Source organism: Stutzerimonas stutzeri, from assembly GCF_000219605.1.
Lineage (GTDB): Bacteria > Pseudomonadota > Gammaproteobacteria > Pseudomonadales > Pseudomonadaceae > Stutzerimonas > Stutzerimonas stutzeri.
Window position 1 is genome coordinate 2,122,764 of record NC_015740.1, and the last position, 18,067, is coordinate 2,140,830.

General features: G+C 65.3%; 16 protein-coding genes. 9 read left to right on the plus strand and 7 right to left on the minus strand.

Annotation, left to right across the window (positions count from 1 at the left end):
• Positions 1-10 precede the first annotated feature (10 nt).
• Complete coding sequence (locus tag PSTAB_RS09990; RefSeq protein ID WP_013982789.1) at positions 11-433, minus strand: VOC family protein; 423 nt, start codon at positions 431-433, stop codon at positions 11-13.
• A 71-nt stretch (positions 434-504) separates the two neighbouring features.
• On the opposite strand from PSTAB_RS09990, the gene gorA reads away from it, so the two are divergent.
• On the plus strand, positions 505-1,863 hold the full coding sequence (gene gorA / locus PSTAB_RS09995; RefSeq protein ID WP_013982790.1) for a glutathione-disulfide reductase: 1,359 nt from the start codon (positions 505-507) through the stop codon (positions 1,861-1,863).
• 46 nt (positions 1,864-1,909) lie between these two features.
• Here the strand turns inward: gorA and PSTAB_RS10000 are convergent, their stop codons facing one another.
• From PSTAB_RS10000 to PSTAB_RS10015, 4 genes are all read right to left on the minus strand, one after another.
• Positions 1,910-2,413, minus strand: coding sequence for a copper chaperone PCu(A)C (locus PSTAB_RS10000; RefSeq protein ID WP_013982791.1), 504 nt, complete (start codon positions 2,411-2,413; stop codon positions 1,910-1,912).
• A gap of 319 nt (positions 2,414-2,732) precedes the next feature.
• On the minus strand, positions 2,733-3,686 hold the full coding sequence (locus tag PSTAB_RS10005; protein WP_013982792.1) for a ribose-phosphate diphosphokinase: 954 nt from the start codon (positions 3,684-3,686) through the stop codon (positions 2,733-2,735).
• On the minus strand, positions 3,683-4,750 hold the full coding sequence (locus PSTAB_RS10010) for a phosphotransferase (RefSeq protein WP_013982793.1): 1,068 nt from the start codon (positions 4,748-4,750) through the stop codon (positions 3,683-3,685). The genes PSTAB_RS10005 and PSTAB_RS10010 overlap by 4 nt, the downstream gene beginning before the upstream one ends.
• Before the next feature lie 355 nt (positions 4,751-5,105).
• Entirely contained in the window at positions 5,106-5,990 is an 885-nt protein-coding gene (locus PSTAB_RS10015; RefSeq protein WP_013982794.1) for a helix-turn-helix domain-containing protein, read from the minus strand.
• Positions 5,991-6,138: 148 nt separating this feature from the next.
• On the opposite strand from PSTAB_RS10015, the gene PSTAB_RS10020 reads away from it, so the two are divergent.
• The 6 genes from PSTAB_RS10020 to PSTAB_RS10045 all read left to right on the plus strand — a co-directional run bounded on the left by PSTAB_RS10020 (position 6,139) and on the right by PSTAB_RS10045 (position 12,183).
• Positions 6,139-8,178 (plus strand): FUSC family protein, encoded by a 2,040-nt coding sequence (locus tag PSTAB_RS10020; protein ID WP_013982795.1) that lies wholly within the window; start codon positions 6,139-6,141, stop codon positions 8,176-8,178.
• Entirely contained in the window at positions 8,175-8,378 is a 204-nt protein-coding gene (locus PSTAB_RS10025; RefSeq protein ID WP_013982796.1) for a DUF1656 domain-containing protein, read from the plus strand. Before PSTAB_RS10020 ends, PSTAB_RS10025 begins: the two co-directional genes overlap by 4 nt.
• 3 nt (positions 8,379-8,381) lie before the next feature.
• Positions 8,382-9,281, plus strand: a complete 900-nt coding sequence (locus tag PSTAB_RS10030; RefSeq protein ID WP_013982797.1) for an efflux RND transporter periplasmic adaptor subunit — start codon at positions 8,382-8,384, stop codon at positions 9,279-9,281.
• The gene (locus PSTAB_RS10035; protein WP_013982798.1) at positions 9,278-10,732 is read left to right on the plus strand and encodes an efflux transporter outer membrane subunit; all 1,455 of its coding nucleotides are present in this window, start codon (positions 9,278-9,280) and stop codon (positions 10,730-10,732) included. The genes PSTAB_RS10030 and PSTAB_RS10035 overlap by 4 nt, the downstream gene beginning before the upstream one ends.
• Entirely contained in the window at positions 10,732-11,667 is a 936-nt protein-coding gene (locus tag PSTAB_RS10040; RefSeq protein WP_013982799.1) for a LysR family transcriptional regulator, read from the plus strand. Before PSTAB_RS10035 ends, PSTAB_RS10040 begins: the two co-directional genes overlap by 1 nt.
• A gap of 279 nt (positions 11,668-11,946) precedes the next feature.
• Positions 11,947-12,183, plus strand: coding sequence for a DUF2790 domain-containing protein (locus tag PSTAB_RS10045; RefSeq protein WP_013982800.1), 237 nt, complete (start codon positions 11,947-11,949; stop codon positions 12,181-12,183).
• Positions 12,184-12,231: 48 nt separating this feature from the next.
• Here PSTAB_RS10045 and PSTAB_RS10050 read toward each other — a convergent pair whose 3' ends face one another.
• Positions 12,232-13,281, minus strand: coding sequence for a hypothetical protein (locus PSTAB_RS10050; protein WP_013982801.1), 1,050 nt, complete (start codon positions 13,279-13,281; stop codon positions 12,232-12,234).
• Positions 13,282-13,697: 416 nt separating this feature from the next.
• Here PSTAB_RS10050 and PSTAB_RS10055 point away from each other — a divergent pair, with 416 nt between their 5' ends.
• Entirely contained in the window at positions 13,698-15,161 is a 1,464-nt protein-coding gene (locus PSTAB_RS10055; RefSeq protein ID WP_013982802.1) for an FAD-dependent oxidoreductase, read from the plus strand.
• Between the two features lie 152 nt (positions 15,162-15,313).
• Positions 15,314-16,171, plus strand: a complete 858-nt coding sequence (locus PSTAB_RS10060) for an SDR family oxidoreductase (RefSeq protein WP_148263413.1) — start codon at positions 15,314-15,316, stop codon at positions 16,169-16,171.
• A 32-nt stretch (positions 16,172-16,203) separates the two neighbouring features.
• Here the strand turns inward: PSTAB_RS10060 and PSTAB_RS10065 are convergent, their stop codons facing one another.
• Entirely contained in the window at positions 16,204-18,006 is a 1,803-nt protein-coding gene (locus tag PSTAB_RS10065; protein WP_013982804.1) for a thiamine pyrophosphate-requiring protein, read from the minus strand.
• Positions 18,007-18,067 lie beyond the last annotated feature (61 nt).

Below are 18,067 nucleotides of genomic sequence, written 5' to 3' on the forward strand. Positions count from 1 at the left end.
CCCGATCGTTTTATGGCGTGGGCAATTCCTCGGCGCCCGGCCCGAGCGGCTGGCCATAGCTGAACTCCACATAATTGCCCGCCGGGTCGCGTACCCCACAGTAGTAGCCCACCGGATAGGGCTCGTCGCGCGGCTCCCAGATCAAGCAGCCATCCGCGCGCGCCAATTCGGCTACCATATCCACTTCCTCCCGACTGGCCATGGCGAAACCGAAATGGCTGTAGTCGTTCTCCGCCAGCGAGCGATCCATGCCGCCCGGCATGATCACGAAGATGAACTCACGCTCCTTGCCGGGCTCGGCCATCCAGACGATGCGTGAGCCTTTGCCCGGGCGCTCGTGGAACACCCGCATTCCGCAAAACCGCGTGTAGAAGGCGATACAGGCGTCCAGGTCTGGCACATGCAGCGCCAGGTGGGTGAGGGTGGGGCGCATGGGGCACTCCTTCGGTGAATCAGGCGCAAAGCCTGGGTTATGCTGTTCGCTACAGAAGGAGACAACTCTACATGGCTTACGACTTCGATCTATTCGTCATCGGTGCGGGTTCCGGTGGCGTACGTGCGGCGCGCTTCGCTGCAGGCTTTGGCGCGAAAGTGGCCGTCGCCGAGAGCCGCTACCTGGGCGGCACCTGCGTCAACGTCGGCTGTGTGCCGAAGAAGCTGCTGGTCTACGGTGCGCACTACGCTGAGGACATCGGCCAGGCGCAGGGCTACGGCTGGACCATCGACGGCGCGACCTTCGACTGGAAGACCCTGATCGCCAACAAGGATCGCGAGATTCAGCGCCTGAACGGCATCTATCGCAGCATCCTGGTGGACAGCGGCGTGACCCTGCTGCAGGCGCGTGCGCAACTGGTCGATGCACATACCGTCGAAGTCGAAGGCAAGCGCTACAGCGCCGAACATATCCTGATCGCTACCGGCGGCTGGCCGCACGTGCCGGAAATCCCGGGCCGCGAGCACGCCATCACCTCCAACGAAGCCTTCTATCTGGACGCCTTGCCGCGGCGGGTCCTGGTGGTTGGCGGCGGTTATATCGCGGTGGAGTTCGCCTCGATCTTCCATGGCTGCGGCGCCGACACCAAGCTGCTCTACCGTGGCGAGCTGTTCCTGCGTGGTTTCGATGGCTCGCTGCGCGACCATCTGAAGGACGAGATGATCAAGAAGGGCGTGGACCTGCAGTTCAACGCCGACGTCGTCCATATCGACAAGCTTGCCGACGGCAGCCTGCTTGCCACCCTGGAAGACGGCCGCACCCTGGAAGCGGACTGCATCTTCTATGCAACCGGCCGCCGGCCGATGATCGACGGCCTGGGGCTCGAAGCGGCCGGCGTGGCACTGGATGCCCGTGGCTTCATTGCGGTGGATGACGAGTACCGCACCTCGGTGCCTTCGATTCTGGCGATCGGAGACGTGATCGGTCGCGTCCAGCTGACGCCCGTTGCGCTGGCCGAAGGCATGGCGGTGGCGCGGCGCCTGTTCAAACCGGAGCAGTATCGCAAGGTCGACTACTCGACCATCCCTACAGCGGTGTTCAGCCTGCCTAACATGGCAACCGTCGGGCTGACCGAGGAGCAGGCGCGGGAGCAGGGCTACAAGGTCACGCTCTTCGAAAGTCGCTTCCGTCCCATGAAGCTGACCATGACCGACAGCCTCGAACGAAGCCTGATGAAGCTGGTAGTGGATGCGCATACCGACCGCGTGCTGGGCTGCCATATGGCCGGGCCGGACGCCGGCGAAATCATGCAGGGGCTGGCCGTGGCGCTGAAGGCCGGGGCGACCAAGCAGGTCTTCGACGAGACCCTGGGCATCCACCCGACGGCGGCCGAAGAGTTCGTCACCATGCGCACGCCCGCCGCTATCTGAGGGCAGACAGGCGTGCCGCCTTGCGCGGCGCGGCACGCCGCTCAGCTCAGTGATGATGGCCGGTTGCGGTATTCCCGGATGCCGGCGCATCGACCTCGATGCTCACTTCGGTGGTGATCTCGCTACCGCTTTCGAACTGCAGGGTGACCGGAAAACTTTCTCCGGCCACCAGTGGCTGCTTGAGGCCGAAAAGCATCACGTGATTGCCTCCCGGTTTGAATTCCACCTTGCCCGCCGCCGGCACCTCCACCGAATCGATCTGCTGCATCTTCATCATGTCGCCCTGATGCACATGGGTATGCAGCTCGGTCTTTTCCGCGCGCGGCGTCTGCGCACCGATCAGTCGCTGCGAATGCTCGCCACGATTTTCCAGAACGAAATACACCGCACCGGTGGGCGCACTCGGCGGCATCGCGCGCGACCAGGCCTGGCTGACAGCCAGCTCCCCGGCGACTGCGGGTGCTGCTGCGTGATGATCGTGGTGGTCCTGCGCGAAGGCAGGCATGCAAAGCATGGTGAAAGCGCCTGCGGCCAGTAAGCGAAGCAGCATGGAAAACTCCGATTATCGTGTGAAGAATGGCGCCATCTTACGCCGCTTGGCGCCAGGCGCTACGTTCGGTTGCATGACGGCCTCCGGGACGTTGATTCCGATCAAACACAAGCCGTCGATGCCGGACAAATCGGCTGGGGACTGCACGCAAGGATGCACGTCATGAACCTCACGAAGCCGCTGTTCCTGGTGCCGCGCGCGAGAGGGTATTGCACGGCGCCAATCGACTTACCGAAACGAACCGCAACATCCACGGCTCCGAGTGCACTGCCAGCACGAAGGTAGTCAAGAAATGCATGCAGACCGAGCAAGCGACCAATCAACCGTACTCGCTCTTCAGCGCGGCGGCGACCATAGCGCTTGAGTCGAGCACCGTGAGGCGCCGGCTGACCAGCTCAGAGGGAAGACGGAACGGCGGAACGGTGTCGGTGATCACCAACTGGTCGAATACCGGGCTCTCCAGGATTTCCGGCCCGCCGGTGAACAGGCCGTGGGCCGCCGCTGCGTGGACCTGCCGCGCGCCGGCCTTGCGGCAGGCCTCGCCGGCGCGTAACAGAGTGCCGCCGGTGCTGATCAGATCATCGACGATGATCGCGATCCGCTCGTGAACGTCGCCGACCAGCATCGTTCCGGTCACGATGTCGTTGCTGCGGTACTTCTCCATGTAGGCGCTGCCAACCGCGCGCCCGATATGCCGCTCCAGCGCCCGGCGAAAGGATTCCGCACGCTTGGCGCCGCCGGCATCGGGCGAGACCGCTACCAGATCGACATCACCAGGCAGCTGCGTAAAGTGCGCGGCGAACAGCTCGGCGCTCTCGATATGCCGCGTGGGGATGCGGAACGCATTGTCGAACGCAGCCAGGTTGTGCACCTCGAAGGTCGTCAGGCGATCCACCCGACAGGCCTCGAACAGCGCCGCCACGTAGCGGGTGATGATCGGGTCCTGGAACTGGGTACGACGCTCCTTGCGTGCATAGCAGAGATAGGGTGCGACCACCTCAACGTGGCGGGCACCGGCGTCCTTCAGGGCGCCGCAGAAGAACAACAGGCGGCAGAGCTTGTCGTTCACGCTGCGCTCGTCATCGCCGTACAACGCATGGAAGACGACGGCGTTGCGGCTTTCCACAGACGTCAGGGCGCGGGTCTTGTGCTCGCCGTCTTCGAAGGCGCGCTCTTCGAGTTCGGCCAGCTCGAGCGCCATGTGTCGGGCGACACGAGCGGCATATTCCTGGGTGCCATGCAGCGCGAACAACAGAGGAGGGCGGGTGTTCATGGATGACTCCTGCTTGGACGGGGACGAGTGGACGCGAGCTGCAGGTAGCCCAGGCCCAGTGCCTGGTGATCGAGCAGATAGAGGCGTGACTGTCGCAGCAACGCACGTGCCTGTTCAGCCTTGGCCTGGGCAGCTTCGGCTGTGGCCTGGCGCTGGGCGCTGCCGGCCAGGGTGAAGCTGCGAGTCGCCGCGCGAACCGATAGGAACAGCGGCAACGGTGCACACTTTTCGGCCTCGCCACTCTCATCCAGATAGGCTCGCAAAACAGTCGGCGCCAGATCAGCCAACTGGTGGTGCTGCAGATCCATCAGCACGAAGGCGAGGTCATGCAGGACATCGATACAGGCAATCTCGTCGCTGAACTCGATGCCGTCGAACAGGGTAGGCCGCCCTTCGAACAGGCAGATGTTCGCCAATCGCATATCGCCATGGCAGCGCCGCACGCATCCATCGCGGCGCCGCCGGTCCAGCTCTGCCGACAGCTGATCGAGCAGGGCCAACTGGTCCCGGTAGAGTGCCTGCACCGCGTTTCCATCGAGCAATGCGCACTGGCGGCGCAGCTCCTGATGATTGGTCTCGATGGATCGGCGTATGCCAGCGCTGCCACCAAAGGCCGGCGTTCGCTCGGCACCGGCATGAAAACGAGCGATCTCGACGCCCAAGGTCTGCATCAGCGAGGTCGTCAGCTCGCCGGCCAGGGCCATGTGATCGAACAATGCGGACTGCGGAAAGCGGCGCATCACCACGCCCCAATCCAGCACCTCGCCGTCCGCGTCGAAGGCCAGCACGCCAGCGCGATCCCGGGTGATCGCGCTCACCCTGAGGTAAAGGCCAGGTGCCGTGCGCCGGTTCAGCCGCAGCTCGGCATGGCAGGCGCGCTCGCGCTTTTCCAGCGTGAGAAAATCCAGCGACGCATAGGCGATCTCGCGCTTGAGCTTGTAGACGCGTTCGCCACACAGAAAGATCAGCGAGCCATGGGTCTCGATACGCTCGACCGTACCGCCCGGGCAGCCGTAGCTGTCAGCGCGGGAAAGAAAGCCGATGACCTCGTGCTGACCGCTCATCTGTCCCTTAGGATTCTTCGGCACGGTAGGCCCCTTGGGCGCCGTCGGCGCGAAACAAGGGGCAGCTGTCTGCGAGTCTAGCTGCGCGACGGCAGGCTGCTCGACGCATCGCTGATGAAACGCGGGACCGCCTCGCGGTTAGTGAAAAACGAAAGAGAAGCGAGGGTGGTAGCAATCAGGAAAGTAGAGGAAGCAAGCGCCGAGGATACGGAGCTGGCAGACGCAACCTATATCCAATTTAACATAATATAGATTATGCGAAATCACATGATATTCCTGCAGGTGCTCGGCTAGTCACTTTTATCGCTCGTCGACCCTGCAGTTGACGCGCCGATTGCACCCGCCTCAATTGCATTCACGCTCGTCCGCGGAATGCTGCGCGAAATTCGCTGGGTTTGAGGCCAGCCTGCTTTCTGAAGAATCGGCTGAAATACGCAGCGTCGGCGTAGCCCAGGTCATGGGCGATCTGCTGGATGTCCAATGCGGTATATGCAAGCTGTCGTTGTGCTTCGCGCACGATGCGTTCGTTGATGACGGCTGTCGGCGATTCGCCGAGTTCTTCGCGGCAGGCTCTGCCCAGCGTGGCCGGCGTGATGCCCAGCGCTTCGGCATACAGCGCGAGCGGCCAATGCTGCTTGAAGTGCTGATCGATCAGTTCGCGGAATTGACCGAGCAATGCCGAGCGTCTGCCGTTGGCCGGCCTTGCGGTCAGGGTCGGCTGATTGAGCCGTGTGATCTGTACCAGCAAGGCGATCAGCAAGGCATGGCCGGCCGCCACGTTGTCGCGTTCCTGGCCTTGCGCTTCGTTCTGAATCAGCTGAATCAGTGGCCAGATGGGTTCCGTGCCATCCGCAATCCAAGGCAAGGGAATCACCACCGGACGCTGCATCATTGCCAGCAGATCGCTGGAGAGAATACGTGCCATGGACTCCAGCGGCCGTTGCGCTGCCGTGATGACCGGACCATCGGTCTCCGCGCTATAGCGAAACGCATGCACGGTGCGTTGCGGCAGCAGGATCAGGCACGGCGCATGGAAAGCCATGCGACTGTTCTCCAGCGATACCTCGCCCTGGCCGTTGCGCACGTAGACGACCTGCAGCAACGCATCGTGCTGATGGGGCCGGATTTCGCGCTGATGCATGTCGCCGCGGTCACTGATCCACTCCAGATGCAGCAAATCCTGCCACGCCGGCAACGCGGCCTGGCCGTAAAGCGCGTAATTGGGAATGCGTCTGCTCATGGGCGGCCCAGAACTCGAAACAACGAAAGTGCGCTGATTGTCCTGTTGCTTGTTCAATTTGTCACAGGTGGATGTCGTTAAATGTCACGTCAACGCGTGCCGGCCGCCCTCTCCCGCCCTTGGCCCACGTCTCTCGAACAATACGCCTATGACCATGCCAACCTGGCGCGAATGGCTGTTCTCGGCCAAGGCGCTGATTGCCGCCCTGACGGCGCTGTACATCGCACTGGCGATACCACTGGACAACCCGTACTGGGCGATGGCCTCCGTATATGTCGTGTCGCACCCGTTGTCCGGCGCGACACGCTCGAAGGGGATCTACCGAGCCCTGGGCACGCTGCTCGGCGCCGCCGCGTCGGTCGTGCTGCTCCCAGCCTTTGCCCAACAGCCGATCATGCTGAGCCTGACGATGCCGCTGTGGATCGGCGCCCTGCTCTACCTGTCGCTGCTGGATCGCTCGCCGCGCAGCTACATCTTTCTGCTGGCGGCCTACACGGTGCCGCTGATCAGCCTGGCCGAGGTCAATCATCCCGCGACCATCTTCGATGTCGCGCTCGCACGCTCCGAGGAAATCCTGCTCGGCATCGTTTGCGCCAGCGTCGTCAATTCGGTGCTGTTTCCCAGCCGTATCGCGCCGACGCTGAGTGCAAAGATGGACGCGCTGCTGCGCGACGGCCGAGCCGCGGCCAGCCGCATGCTCAACGCGCGGCATTTGGGCGAAGCCGACCAGCGCGCGCTGAACGCGCTGCTGGTAGACGTCATGGGTCTGGACGGCATGCTCACGCACCTCGACTACGACAGCCGCAGCTACAGCTCGACGGTCCAGGCGCGTGAATTCCGTGCACGCATGGCCATGCTGATGCCGCAGCTGATTTCCACCGCGGACTCGCTGCACCGGTTGCAGCGGGAGCCGCACGGCCTGCTGCCGGAGCTGGAGGAATACCTGCAGACGGTGGATCGCTGGATTCAGGGCGATGCGCCGTCCAGCGATGCCGACCAGTTGCGTGAGCGCAGCCTGCAGCTAGGCACGTGGCTGAGTGCGGCCCATCCGACACAGGCGCTGGCCATCGACGGCGCCTTGCGCCAACTGCGCGCGCTGCTCGACCTCTGGCAGGACTGCCTGGCGCTGCGGCAGCAATTTGCCGCCGAGCGTGCCGACAGGCTCCCGGCGCTGCGCTATCACGCCCAGCAGCTGGCCGGCGGCCGGCGCCATCATGATTACGGCCTGCAGGGGTTCACCGCTGCTTCCGTGGCGCTGTCGGTGTTCTGCCTGAGCATGCTGTGGTTCGTTTCCGGCTGGCAGCACGGCTACAGCGGCGTGTTCATTGCCGCCGTGGCGGGTTGCTTCTTCGCCAGTCAGGACAACCCGGCGCCATTCATCAGGTCGTTTCTGGCCGCCACACTGGTCTCAATCAGCGCCGCCGGCATCTACCTGTTCGCGCTGATGCCCAACGTGCACGACTTCGGCAGCCTGGCCACGCTGCTCGCCGGACCGTTGCTGCTGCTCGGTACGCTCGCCGGTCGTCCGCAGCATGCCGGAACGGTGATCCTGGTGGCGGTCCAGACGATCTCCAGCATCACCATCCAGAGTGCCTACCAGGCGGATTTTCAACTGTTCGCCGATATTGCCCTGTCCACTGCCTTGGGCGTGGTGTTCGCCCTGGTCTGGGCGCGGTTGACCCGCCCGTTCGGCACGCTCTGGGCCGCGCGTCGGCTGGTACGCCACGGCTGGCAGAATCTGGCGCAACTCGCGGACCTGAGCCGCGGCGCCAATACGGTCGCCAGCGCATCGGCGTTCGTCGATCGTATCGCTCAGCTGCTGCCTCGACTGACACAACTCGGTGACCAGGGCCTGGCGCTGAACGATGTCACCCGCGAGCTGCGGGTCTGCTTTCGCTTGCTGGAATTACGCGAGCTACGCCCAAGCGGCCTCCTGCGCCGACAGCTGACGCCGGTGCTGATGATGATTCAGACCTATTTTCGCGATTGCGCCACGGCGCAGCGTGAACTGCCGCCCCCGGCCGCCCTGCGCCATGCCTTGGAAAGCACCGTTGTGCGTCTGCAGCAGGAGGCCCCGCAGGCGGCGCAAGCCCTCCACGGCCTGCGGCTGGCCCTGTTCCCGGACGCGCCGGCCAGCGTGCCGTGTGGACCATCCGCCGGGCCCGCTGACGCAGGTGCCTTCGCATGACGGGCCATCTCAATCTCTACGGCGTCTATGTGCCGGTCCTGCTGGTGAAAATGCTGGCGGCCTATGGCCTGAAGAGCCTATTGGCCGCGCTGTTGCAGCGTGTCGGCTTCTACCGCTGGGTCTGGCACCCGCCGCTGTTCAATCTCGCCCTGTACATCATCGTGCTCGGCGCCCTGTTCTATTTCGTAGCGCGGATTTGAATCGTGAAGAACTGGATACCCACCGCCGGCTCGGTACTGCTGACCCTGCTGGCTTTAGCCATCGCCACCGTCGTCAGCCTGCACCTGTGGGTTTACTACATGGAAGCGCCCTGGACCCGTGATGGGCATGTACATGCCGATATCGTCCAGGTCGCGCCGGATGTGTCCGGGCTGGTCACCGAACTGCGGGTGCGCGACAACCAGCGTGTCACGCGTGGCCAGGTGCTGTTCGTGATCGATCGGGCGCGCTTCCAGCTGGCCGTCGACGAAGCGCAGGCCACCGTGCTGGAGCGCCGCGCACAGCTGGAGCAGGCGCAGCGCGAAGCCCGACGCAACCGCGTGCTGAAGGATCTGATCGCCGCCGAGACGGTGGAAATCGGCGACACCCAGGTCAAGCGGGCCGAAGCGGCACTGGCAACCGCCGAGGCGGCCCTTGGCGTGGCGCAGCTGGACCTGGAGCGCACCAGCGTACTCAGTCCCGTGGACGGCTATCTGGGCGACCAGACCATGCGGGTCGGCGACTACGTGAAAACCGGCACGCCGGTGCTGTCCATCGTCGACACCAACTCCCTGCGCGTCGAAGGCTACTTCGAGGAAACCAAGCTGCACGCCATCGGGATCGGCCAGCCGGTAGACATCCACGTCATGGGCGAAACGCAGCACCTGCGTGGCCACGTGCAGAGCATCGCCGCCGGTATCGAGGATCGTGACCGGGTCCGCGGCAACTCGCTGCTGCCCAATATCGACCCGAGTTTCAACTGGGTGCGGCTGGCCCAGCGGATTCCGGTGCGGGTGGTGCTCGACGAAGGCCAGCCGAGCGACATCCGCCTCGTGGTCGGCCGCACGGCTACCCTCTCGGTGCTGCCGTGGCCGGTCGCCGACGCGAGCAGCGCGACACCATGAGCCGCTACCTGTACCCCGCCCTGCCCCTGCTCGTCACGCTGCTCGCCGCTTGCAGTGCGGTCGGCCCGGACTACCGCGTACCGGACCAGGCCGTGGTGCGCCAGGCTGCAGCGCAGGCGCCATTCGATACGCTCGGCAATCGAGAAGTCGAACAGACGCCGCTGCCGGACGGCTGGTGGCAGCTGTACGACGATCCCCTGCTCGACAGGCTGGTGCGCGAGGCGCTGGCGGGCAACCGTGACATACGCCAGGCCCATCACAACCTGCGTCAGGCCTATCAGGGCTTCCAGATGGCCCATCACGCCCAGGAAGTGGTGGTGGGTGGCGACGGTTCACTGGCGCGCGGCCAGCTGTCCAGCGAGGCGCTGGCGCTGGAAGAGAAGCTGCCGGTGATGAACCTGGCCGATGCCGGCCTCGCCGTGAGCTATCAGCTGGACCTGTTCGGCCAGCTGCGGCGCGGCGCCGAAGCCGCCGGTGCGACAGCCGACGCCAGTGCGTCGCTGCTCGAGGCGGCACGCATCAGTGCGGTAGCCGGGGTCGTGCGCAGCTACATGACGGCCTGCCATGCCGGCGAAGAGCTGGCCATCGCCGAACACTCGCTGGCGATCCAGCAGCGCCAGCTTGAGGTGGCCTCCCGCCTGCTCGCTGGCGGCCGCGGCAATGAAGTGGATGTTGCCCGCGCCCGAGCGCAGGTCGAAACCCTGCGCGCCGAGCTGCCTCCCTTCGAGGCGAAGAAGGCCGCGGCGCTGTATCGGCTCGCCGCCCTGCTCGGTCACACACCGGGCGAGCTGCCTGAAGCCGCCGCGGCCTGCAACCACGCCCCACAGCTGAGTCAGCCGATTCCGCTTGGTGACGGCGCCGCCCTGCTCCGCCGACGCCCCGACATTCGCGCAGCCGAACGAAGCCTGGCCGCGGCCACGGCACAGATCGGCGTGGCCACGGCGATGATGTACCCACAGATCAGTCTCGGCGGCACGGCAGGCTACACCGGCATGCTCGAACACCTCGGAGATGCGGTGACGCAGCGCTGGGCATTCGGCCCTTCGATCAGCTGGCACTTTCCAACCCAGGTCGATCGCGCCCGGGTGCGTGCCATGGAAGCTGGAGCAGACGCCGCCCTAGCCCGCTTCGACGGTGTGGTGCTGGAGGCACTGAGGGAAACCCAGACCCTGCTCAGCCGCTACGCGCATGATCTGCAGCGCGACCAGGCGTTGCACGAGGCGCGTGACGCGGCTCGCAACGCCGCCGATCACACCCGCCGGCTGTACCAGGAGGGTCGCCTGGGTTATCTCGACAGCCTGGACGCCGAGCGCACCCTGGCCACCGCCCAGGCCGCGCTGGCCGCCTCGCAGGCGCAGCTTTCACTGGATCAGGTCGATCTGTCCCTTGCCCTAGGTGGAGGCTGGCGCACGAGCCAGCCGCCCGCCGCCAGCCAGGAGGACGACGGTTGATGGACATGCTGCATGCGATGCGCGCCTTCGTCCGGGTCGTCGACACCGGTAGCTTCACCGCGGCAGCCAGGCAGACCGACACCTCCACGGCGCAGGTGTCGCGCCTGGTCAGCGAGCTGGAGAACCATCTGCACGCCCGCCTGCTGCAGCGCACCACCCGGCGTCTGGCGCTGACCGAGGTCGGTGCACGCTTTCTCGAGCGTTCCCGCGAGATACTGGCGCAGCTCGATGACGCCCGGCAGGAAGCCTGTGGCGCGCACCTCATGCCGCGCGGTCGCCTGCGGGTGCACTCCACCACCGGCCTCGGCATCCAGCTCCTGTCCGGCCTCGCCGGGCACTACTGCGAGCGCTATCCGGAGGTCAGCCTCGATCTGAGCCTGTCCCAACGCCAACCGGACCTGCTGGAAGCCGGGCTGGACGTGATCATCACCCTGTCTCGTGACCTGCCCGACTCGGAACTGATCGCCCAGCGGCTCGGGCCGGTGTTTCACGTCGTCTGCGCCGCACCGACCTATCTCCAGCGGCATGGCGTGCCGCGACGGCCGACCGATCTGCATGACCACCGCTGCCTGCGGCTGCTCGATCCGGTGTTCGCCGACGACTGGCACTTCGTCGGCGACGGCGTCGAAGAGGTCATCCGCCCCGGCGAGACGTTCAAGGTGAATGTCGCCGAAGCCATGGCCAGCGCCGCCGAAGCCGGCATGGGTATCTGCCTGCTGCCTGACTACGTGGCGGCGCCGGCGCTGCAGCGCGGGACGCTGTTGCGCCTGCTGCCGCAGTACCGCCTGCAGGAAAAGCAGATTCATGCGCTCTACCCCTCCCGCCGCTTTCTCGACGCGAAGATCAGGACCTGGCTGGACTTTCTCGCTCAGGCACTGCCGCGCGCCTTCAACGACTATCACCGGGTGCTGCGGGACGAGACGCATTGGGCCTGAACGATTGTTGCGCGCTCGGTAAAGGTGTTTCACCGGCGGCGCGGTTTTTCCGGCCCAGCGCGCTTCCTAGAATTGGCGGGTGGCAGCGGACGGGCAACCCTCAGTTCCGCGTTGCTGGCCGAATCGCTCCGTCGGCCAGCCGTCCGGCCACCTTCAGGCTGCTCCCCTCGTGGCAGCCTCGTTTATTCCTGACGCCCGCTGCTCGGCGGGCGTCGCTTGCAAGACCTGCCAATGCCCGTCGAAGCGTCTCGGGCGTGCAGGCGTTTCTGGAGGTTACCCGTGAAAAGACTGATCTGGATCGCCGCCCTGGCTTTCAGCGCCCAGCTGGCGCATGCCGCCGACGAGCCCAAGCCCTACCAGTACGGCGACAAGCTCGACATCGCCAAGGTCGTCTCGATGGACGTGCCCGCAGGCGGCTGCGAGATCGTGCAGGCCAGGATGACGTACGTGGACTCCAAAGGCGAAACCCACGAAACCACCTACCTGCGTCAGGGTCCGGACTGCATGGACCACTGAAAACGAAGTGCGACCGCCGACCGCCAATCGGTTGCGCCCGCTGACGCCTCAATAACGCTGTGTGATCGACGCGCTATTGCCGGTGCCGTTCTGGATGATGGCCGTGGCGGGCACCGGGAATTCGAACTGTGTCGTCTGATTCAGCAGCGCGACGTTGCCATCGCCAGTCTGGGCGATTGACACGGTGCTGTAGGGAGTATGCTGCACCACATCGATTTCGTTGGCCGAACCGTTCTGGGCGATGTCGAGCACCGGGCTGTCATAGCTCTGGTCGATATTGACGCGGTTGTCGTTGCCAACCGTATTGCCTCGAATGATCCCGTCACGGGTCGCCTGCCGGGCGTTCAGTTCGTTGCCGCTACCCTCCTGGGTGAAGGTGAGGCTACTGAAACCGGCCCATTGCGTTACCTGCGCGCGGTTAGCGCTACCGAGCTGTCTCAACTCGACCTGGCCGACGTAGTAGCGCCCGCCTTGCTGGTTGACCGCCGCTTCATTCGAGCCGCCGTCCTGATACACCGAGACCAATCCGCCATAAGGCAGGAAACCCTGCTCGATCGTGATCCGGTTGTTGTTGCCGAGCTGGTCGGTACGGGCGCTGCCGGCCCACTCCTGACTGATCTCGGTCAGGTTGTTCGTGCCAGCGGAGCGGCTGTCGGCCTCGTTCATGTAATACAGCTGCGTAACCCGGTGAACATTGCCCGCTCCCTCTTGGTGAATGTTCGCCTGTGCGCCATTGCCATCCATCTGACTGACCTCGGCGAGGTTGTCCGTCCCGAGCTGAACGATGGATGCCGAATGTCCGGAGTAGATATCTCCGATTTGAATGACGCTTGCCTGGTTGGACGATCCGTTCTGCACCACTTCAGTCCAATTGTCGAGATTGAGCTGGTTCGTCTGCACCCGATTGTCACCGCCGTCCTGCCTGACCCGCGAATAATTGCGATCCCCCTGCTGCACCTGGCTTGCCGAGTTCCAGCCGTTCTGCTCGAGAATGATTTCGTTGTCATTTCCGGTCTGGGTGGCGGCGGTCTGTGCCAGCGCCAGTGCCGGCAGCGAGCCGAATAGAAAGCACGCGATCAGCGGTTTATGCGAGAACATAGGGAACACTCCTTTGAAAGTCGTCGTCGGCCGACATCATGCTGACCCTGTCTGGCGTGTCCCTGCCGCTGCCACTCCCTGAACGCGCCGACTGTTTTGCCTGGCGCCGCGGAGCAAGTATTGCCTGTTCGGTGCAGACGAAGCGGCGTTCGGACGGATGGCGGCTTAATCCTGTGCATGTTCGGTCCCCAACGCGCGCGACGCCCAATCCCTTACAGATTCCATCAGGTTGCGCTCCGTCCGCGGGGCACCTTTTTGCGGGCGAACCCATTGCGCTTGAGCGGTCGGCGCACCGTCGCGCTCTCCCGGGCACGCGCCGGTGACGGCGGTGCCTCGATCGCCAACCGCCCGATGGTCGGAACCCGGTCGGGCAGGTCCGCTCTACAGCCTATGCCACCCGTGAGGAGGACCCGCCAATGCCTGCCCTATCCGCAACCCCTGATTGCTGCTGGAGCGCCAGCGCGCCGCGTGGCGACTTTCCGCGCAGCGAATGCGACGTGGTGGTGGTCGGCGCCGGCATCGTCGGGCTGAGCGCCGCCATGACGCTATGCGAAGCCGGCAAGTCCGTCGTGGTGCTCGAAGCCCGCGAGGTCGGCGGACAGGTCACCGGGCGCTCCACCGCAAAGGTCACCACCCAGCATGCGCTGATCTATCGCTACCTGATCGATACCTTCGGCCAGGAACTGGCGCAGTGCTACGCCGACGCCAACCGCGAAGCCGTGGAGCGTATTCGTCACTGGGTCACCGAGCACGCCATCGATTGCGACTACCAGCGTCAGTCCGCCTACGCCTATGCGTGCTCGGCGGACTGGCGCCGAGCCATCGACGATGAAGCCGAAGCGGCGCGCCGCCTGGGCTTCGCGGCACGGGTCATCGACCAGCCGCCCCTGCCCTTCGCCACCGCCGGCGCACTGGAATTTCCGGATCAGGCCCAGTTCAACCCGACACGCTATCTGATCGGCCTGGCCAACTCGCTGCACGCCCGCGGCGGGCGCATCCATCAGCACACCCGCGCGACGAGCTTCGAGCGCCAGGGGCGCTGGCAGGTTGGCTTCGATGGCGGAAGTGCGGAAGCCGATCAGGTCATCCTCGCTACGCACATGCCGGTGGAAACGCCGGTCGACCTCGTCAGCCCAACCCAGCCACGTTGCCACGTGGCCATGGCCTTTCGTCCGCAGGACGGCGCGCATCTGGACGGCATGTTCATCGGCGTCGACGAGCCGACTCATTCCATCCGCATGGGCCGTGATGACCGGGGGGCGCTGTTCATCGTACTCGGTCCGCGCTTCAGGACCGGCCAGGACGCAGACGTCGCCAGGCGGTTCGTCGAACTCGAACACTGGGCACGCGGCCACCTGTCAGTGGGTGAGGCCGTCTGGCGCTGGTGCAACGAGGATTACGACACCGCCGACCGAGTCGCCTATGCCGGCGAGCCGGACCCGGAACAATCCCCCGGCCTGTTCGTGGCCACCGGGTTCAACGGCTGGGGTATCAGCAACGGCACCGCCGTCGGGCTGGGCATGGCCCGCCAGATCATCACCGGCCGCCGCCCGTGGAAGCAGCTCTACGACCCCAACCGTCCCTCCCCTGATGACTTCAATCAGAGCAGCGATAGCCAGACCAGGGTCGACGACCTCGATGCCATCGGCCCGGGCGAAGGCGGCGTGATCACCCGCGGCGATGAACAGCTCGCGGTGTGGCGCGACGATGCCGGCGGCCTGCACGCGGTGTCCGCGGCCTGCACCCACATGGGTTGCAGCGTGACCTGGAACAACGCCGACCGGACCTGGGACTGCCCCTGCCACGGCTCTATCTTCCAGGCGGACGGCGAAGTCATCCACGGCCCCGCCATCGAACCGCTGGCCGCCCGCTCGCTTTGAGCCTTTCTGCGGGGCACCGCACTGGCGGATCCCTGCGTAACGCACGTGGCATGCCGCCCAGGGACGCCGTCGGCCTAATTCAACGCGAGCCTCGACCGATGGACGGCCAACGCCGCAACACGCTGCAGGATTTCCCATGCATTCCGACGACCATGACAGCTCCCGACGCAAGCGACAAGCAGTCGCAGCCCTGGCCCGGCCTTGCGCGGGACATGCAGCCACCGCCGGATCATGGCGAAAAGAGCTACCGCGGCTCCAACCGGCTTGCCGGGCGCAAGGCGCTGATCACCGGCGGAGATTCGGGAATCGGGCGTGCCGCAGCGATCGCCTTTGCCCGCGAAGGCGCCGATGTCGCCATCGGTTACCTGCCGGACGAGGAGCCGGATGCACAGGCAGTCGTGGCGCTGATCCGCGACGTCGGACGCAAGGCGGTGGCGCTGCCCGGTGACATCCGCGATGAGGCCTTCTGTCGTTCGATGGTTCAGAAGGCGGTGGAGGAACTGGGCGAGCTGGACATTCTGGTCAACAACGCCGCGCGACAGAGCAGCGAGCAATCGATCCTCGACATTTCCAACGAGGCGTTCGATTGGACGCTCAAGACCAACCTCTATGCCATGTTCTGGATCACCAAGGCCGCCGTGCCGCATATGCCGGCGGGCGCTTCGATCATTAACACCTCCTCGGTCACCACCTACGACCCACCTGCCAACCTGCTGGATTACTCACTGACCAAGGCGGCAATCACCAATTTCAGCAAGGGGCTGGCCAAGCAGCTGATCGACAAAGGCATCCGGGTGAATGCCGTGGCGCCCGGACCGTTCTGGACGCCCCTGCAGGTCAGCGGTGGGCAGACCATGGAGAACCTGCAGCGCTTCGGCGGCGATACGCCCATGAGCCGCCCGGGCCAGCCGGCCGAAATCGCCCCGCTGTACGTGCTGTTGGCGTCCACCGAGGCCAGCTACGTAACCGGCCAGGTGTTCGGCGCCTCCGGCGGCGACGGTCAGCCCTAGCGCCGGGCCTGTGCCGCCTGCTGAAGGCGGCTTCAGCGCTTGTCCTTGCGGTGTCCTGGCAGGATCGCGCCGAGCACCTGCTTGGCGGTCTGCTTGATGATGCCGGCCTGGTCCGGATCGCCATGCAGCAGCACCGAGGCGTAGGCCTTGGCCTGCTCCAGCTTGATGTGCGGCGGCAGCGGCGGCACGTTGGGATCGGTACGAAACTCCAGCAGCACCGGGCGATCGGCGGCCAGTGCCTGCTCCCAGGCGGCGGCCACCTGGTCCTCGCGGTCGCAGAAGATGCCCTGCAGCCCGATCAGCTCGGCGAAGCGGTGATACGGCACGTCGGGCAGATTCTGCGAAGCCTCGAATTTCGGGTCGCCCTCCATCACGCGCTGCTCCCAGGTCACCTGGTTGAGGTCCTGGTTGTTGAACACGCAGCAGATCCACTGGTGGTTCTGCCACTGGCTCCAGTACTTGGCCACCGTGATCAGCTCGGCCATGTTGTTCATCTGCATGGCGCCGTCGCCGACCAAAGCCACCACCGGGCGGTCCGGATGGGCGAACTTCGCGGCGATGGCATAGGGCACCGCGGCGCCCATGGAGGCCAGCCCGCCGGACAGGGACCCCATCATTCCACGCCGCATTCGGATATCGCGGGCATACCAGTTGGCGCAGGAGCCGGAGTCGCTGGTGATGATGGCCCGTTCGGGCAAGCGGGGCGACAGTTCCCAGGCCACACGCTGCGGGTTGATCGGGTCGGCCGCCGCCATTGCCCGCTCCTTCAGCGTGCGGTCCCAATCGGCGCGCCATGCTTCGACCTGTTGCTGCCAGCTACGATTGATCTTCTTCTCCAGCAGCGGCAAGAGCGCGCGCAACGTTTCGCCGGCCTCGCCGTGCAGATTCACCTCCATGGGGTAACGGATGCTCAGCATGTCGGGCTTGAGATCGATCTGCACACCCCTGGCCTGGCCTTCCTCCGGCAGGAACTCGGAATAGGGAAAGCCCGAGCCGATCATCAGCAGCGTGTCGCATTCATTCATCAGCTTGTAGCTGGGCTCGGTGCCCAGCAGGCCGATGGCACCGGTGACCCAGGGCAGATCGTCGGGCACTGCCGCCTTGCCCAGCAGCGCCTTGGCCACGCCGGCGCCCAGCGTCTCGGCCACGGCAATGACCTCGTCGGTGGCCTGCAGCGCGCCGGCGCCGACCAGGATGGCGACCTTGCTGCCGGCGTTGAGCACCTCGGCGGCGCGCTGCAGGTCCGCGTCATAGGGAACGATCTTCGGCCGGCTGTAGCCGATACCGGAAAGCACGGCACCGTGAGTCCTCGGCGGCTCGCTGTAGGGAGCCTCCTGCAGGTCGTTGGGCAGGATGATGGCGGCGACCTTGCGCTCGCCGATTGCGCTGCGAATGGCCCGATCCACCAGATGGCGTACCTGTGCCGGCGCGCTGGCCTGCTGGACGAAGGCGCCCGCGACATCCTTGAACATCGCCGGCAGGTCGATCTCCTGCTGATAGTGCGCGCCCAGCGCGGTGCGGGCCTGTTGCCCGGCGATCGCGAGCACCGGCACATGATCCAGACGCGCGTCGTACAGCCCGGTCAGCAGGTGTGAGGCGCCCGGCCCCGACGTGGAAAGGCAGACTCCCAACCCACCGCCGAACTTGGCATCGGCCGAGGCCATGAAGGCGGCCATCTCCTCGTGCCGAGCCTGAATGAAGCGAATCTTGCCGCCCGCCCGGTTCAGCGCACCGAGCACGCCGTTGATGCCGTCGCCGGGATAACCATAGATGCGCCGCACGCCCCACTGGTAAAGCCGCTCGACCAGGTAATCTCCGACTGTCATGTCACTCATGCTGCCTCCTCTGATAGTTGCGTGCGCACTGGCGGGATGCCGATGCGAGCCAGTCGCCGCA

Coding starts and splice junctions, on each gene's coding strand:
- PSTAB_RS10050 (WP_013982801.1), bottom strand. CDS start 13,281: ATGTTCTCGCATAAACCGCTGATCGCGTGCTTTCTATTCGGCTCGCTG.
- PSTAB_RS10055 (WP_013982802.1), top strand. CDS start 13,698: ATGCCTGCCCTATCCGCAACCCCTGATTGCTGCTGGAGCGCCAGCGCG.
- PSTAB_RS10060 (WP_148263413.1), top strand. CDS start 15,314: ATGACAGCTCCCGACGCAAGCGACAAGCAGTCGCAGCCCTGGCCCGGC.
- PSTAB_RS10025 (WP_013982796.1), top strand. CDS start 8,175: ATGACGGGCCATCTCAATCTCTACGGCGTCTATGTGCCGGTCCTGCTG.
- PSTAB_RS10005 (WP_013982792.1), bottom strand. CDS start 3,686: ATGAACACCCGCCCTCCTCTGTTGTTCGCGCTGCATGGCACCCAGGAA.
- gorA (WP_013982790.1), top strand. CDS start 505: ATGGCTTACGACTTCGATCTATTCGTCATCGGTGCGGGTTCCGGTGGC.
- PSTAB_RS10020 (WP_013982795.1), top strand. CDS start 6,139: ATGACCATGCCAACCTGGCGCGAATGGCTGTTCTCGGCCAAGGCGCTG.
- PSTAB_RS10010 (WP_013982793.1), bottom strand. CDS start 4,750: ATGAGCGGTCAGCACGAGGTCATCGGCTTTCTTTCCCGCGCTGACAGC.
- PSTAB_RS10035 (WP_013982798.1), top strand. CDS start 9,278: ATGAGCCGCTACCTGTACCCCGCCCTGCCCCTGCTCGTCACGCTGCTC.
- PSTAB_RS10000 (WP_013982791.1), bottom strand. CDS start 2,413: ATGCTGCTTCGCTTACTGGCCGCAGGCGCTTTCACCATGCTTTGCATG.
- PSTAB_RS10040 (WP_013982799.1), top strand. CDS start 10,732: ATGGACATGCTGCATGCGATGCGCGCCTTCGTCCGGGTCGTCGACACC.
- PSTAB_RS09990 (WP_013982789.1), bottom strand. CDS start 433: ATGCGCCCCACCCTCACCCACCTGGCGCTGCATGTGCCAGACCTGGAC.
- PSTAB_RS10015 (WP_013982794.1), bottom strand. CDS start 5,990: ATGAGCAGACGCATTCCCAATTACGCGCTTTACGGCCAGGCCGCGTTG.
- PSTAB_RS10065 (WP_013982804.1), bottom strand. CDS start 18,006: ATGAGTGACATGACAGTCGGAGATTACCTGGTCGAGCGGCTTTACCAG.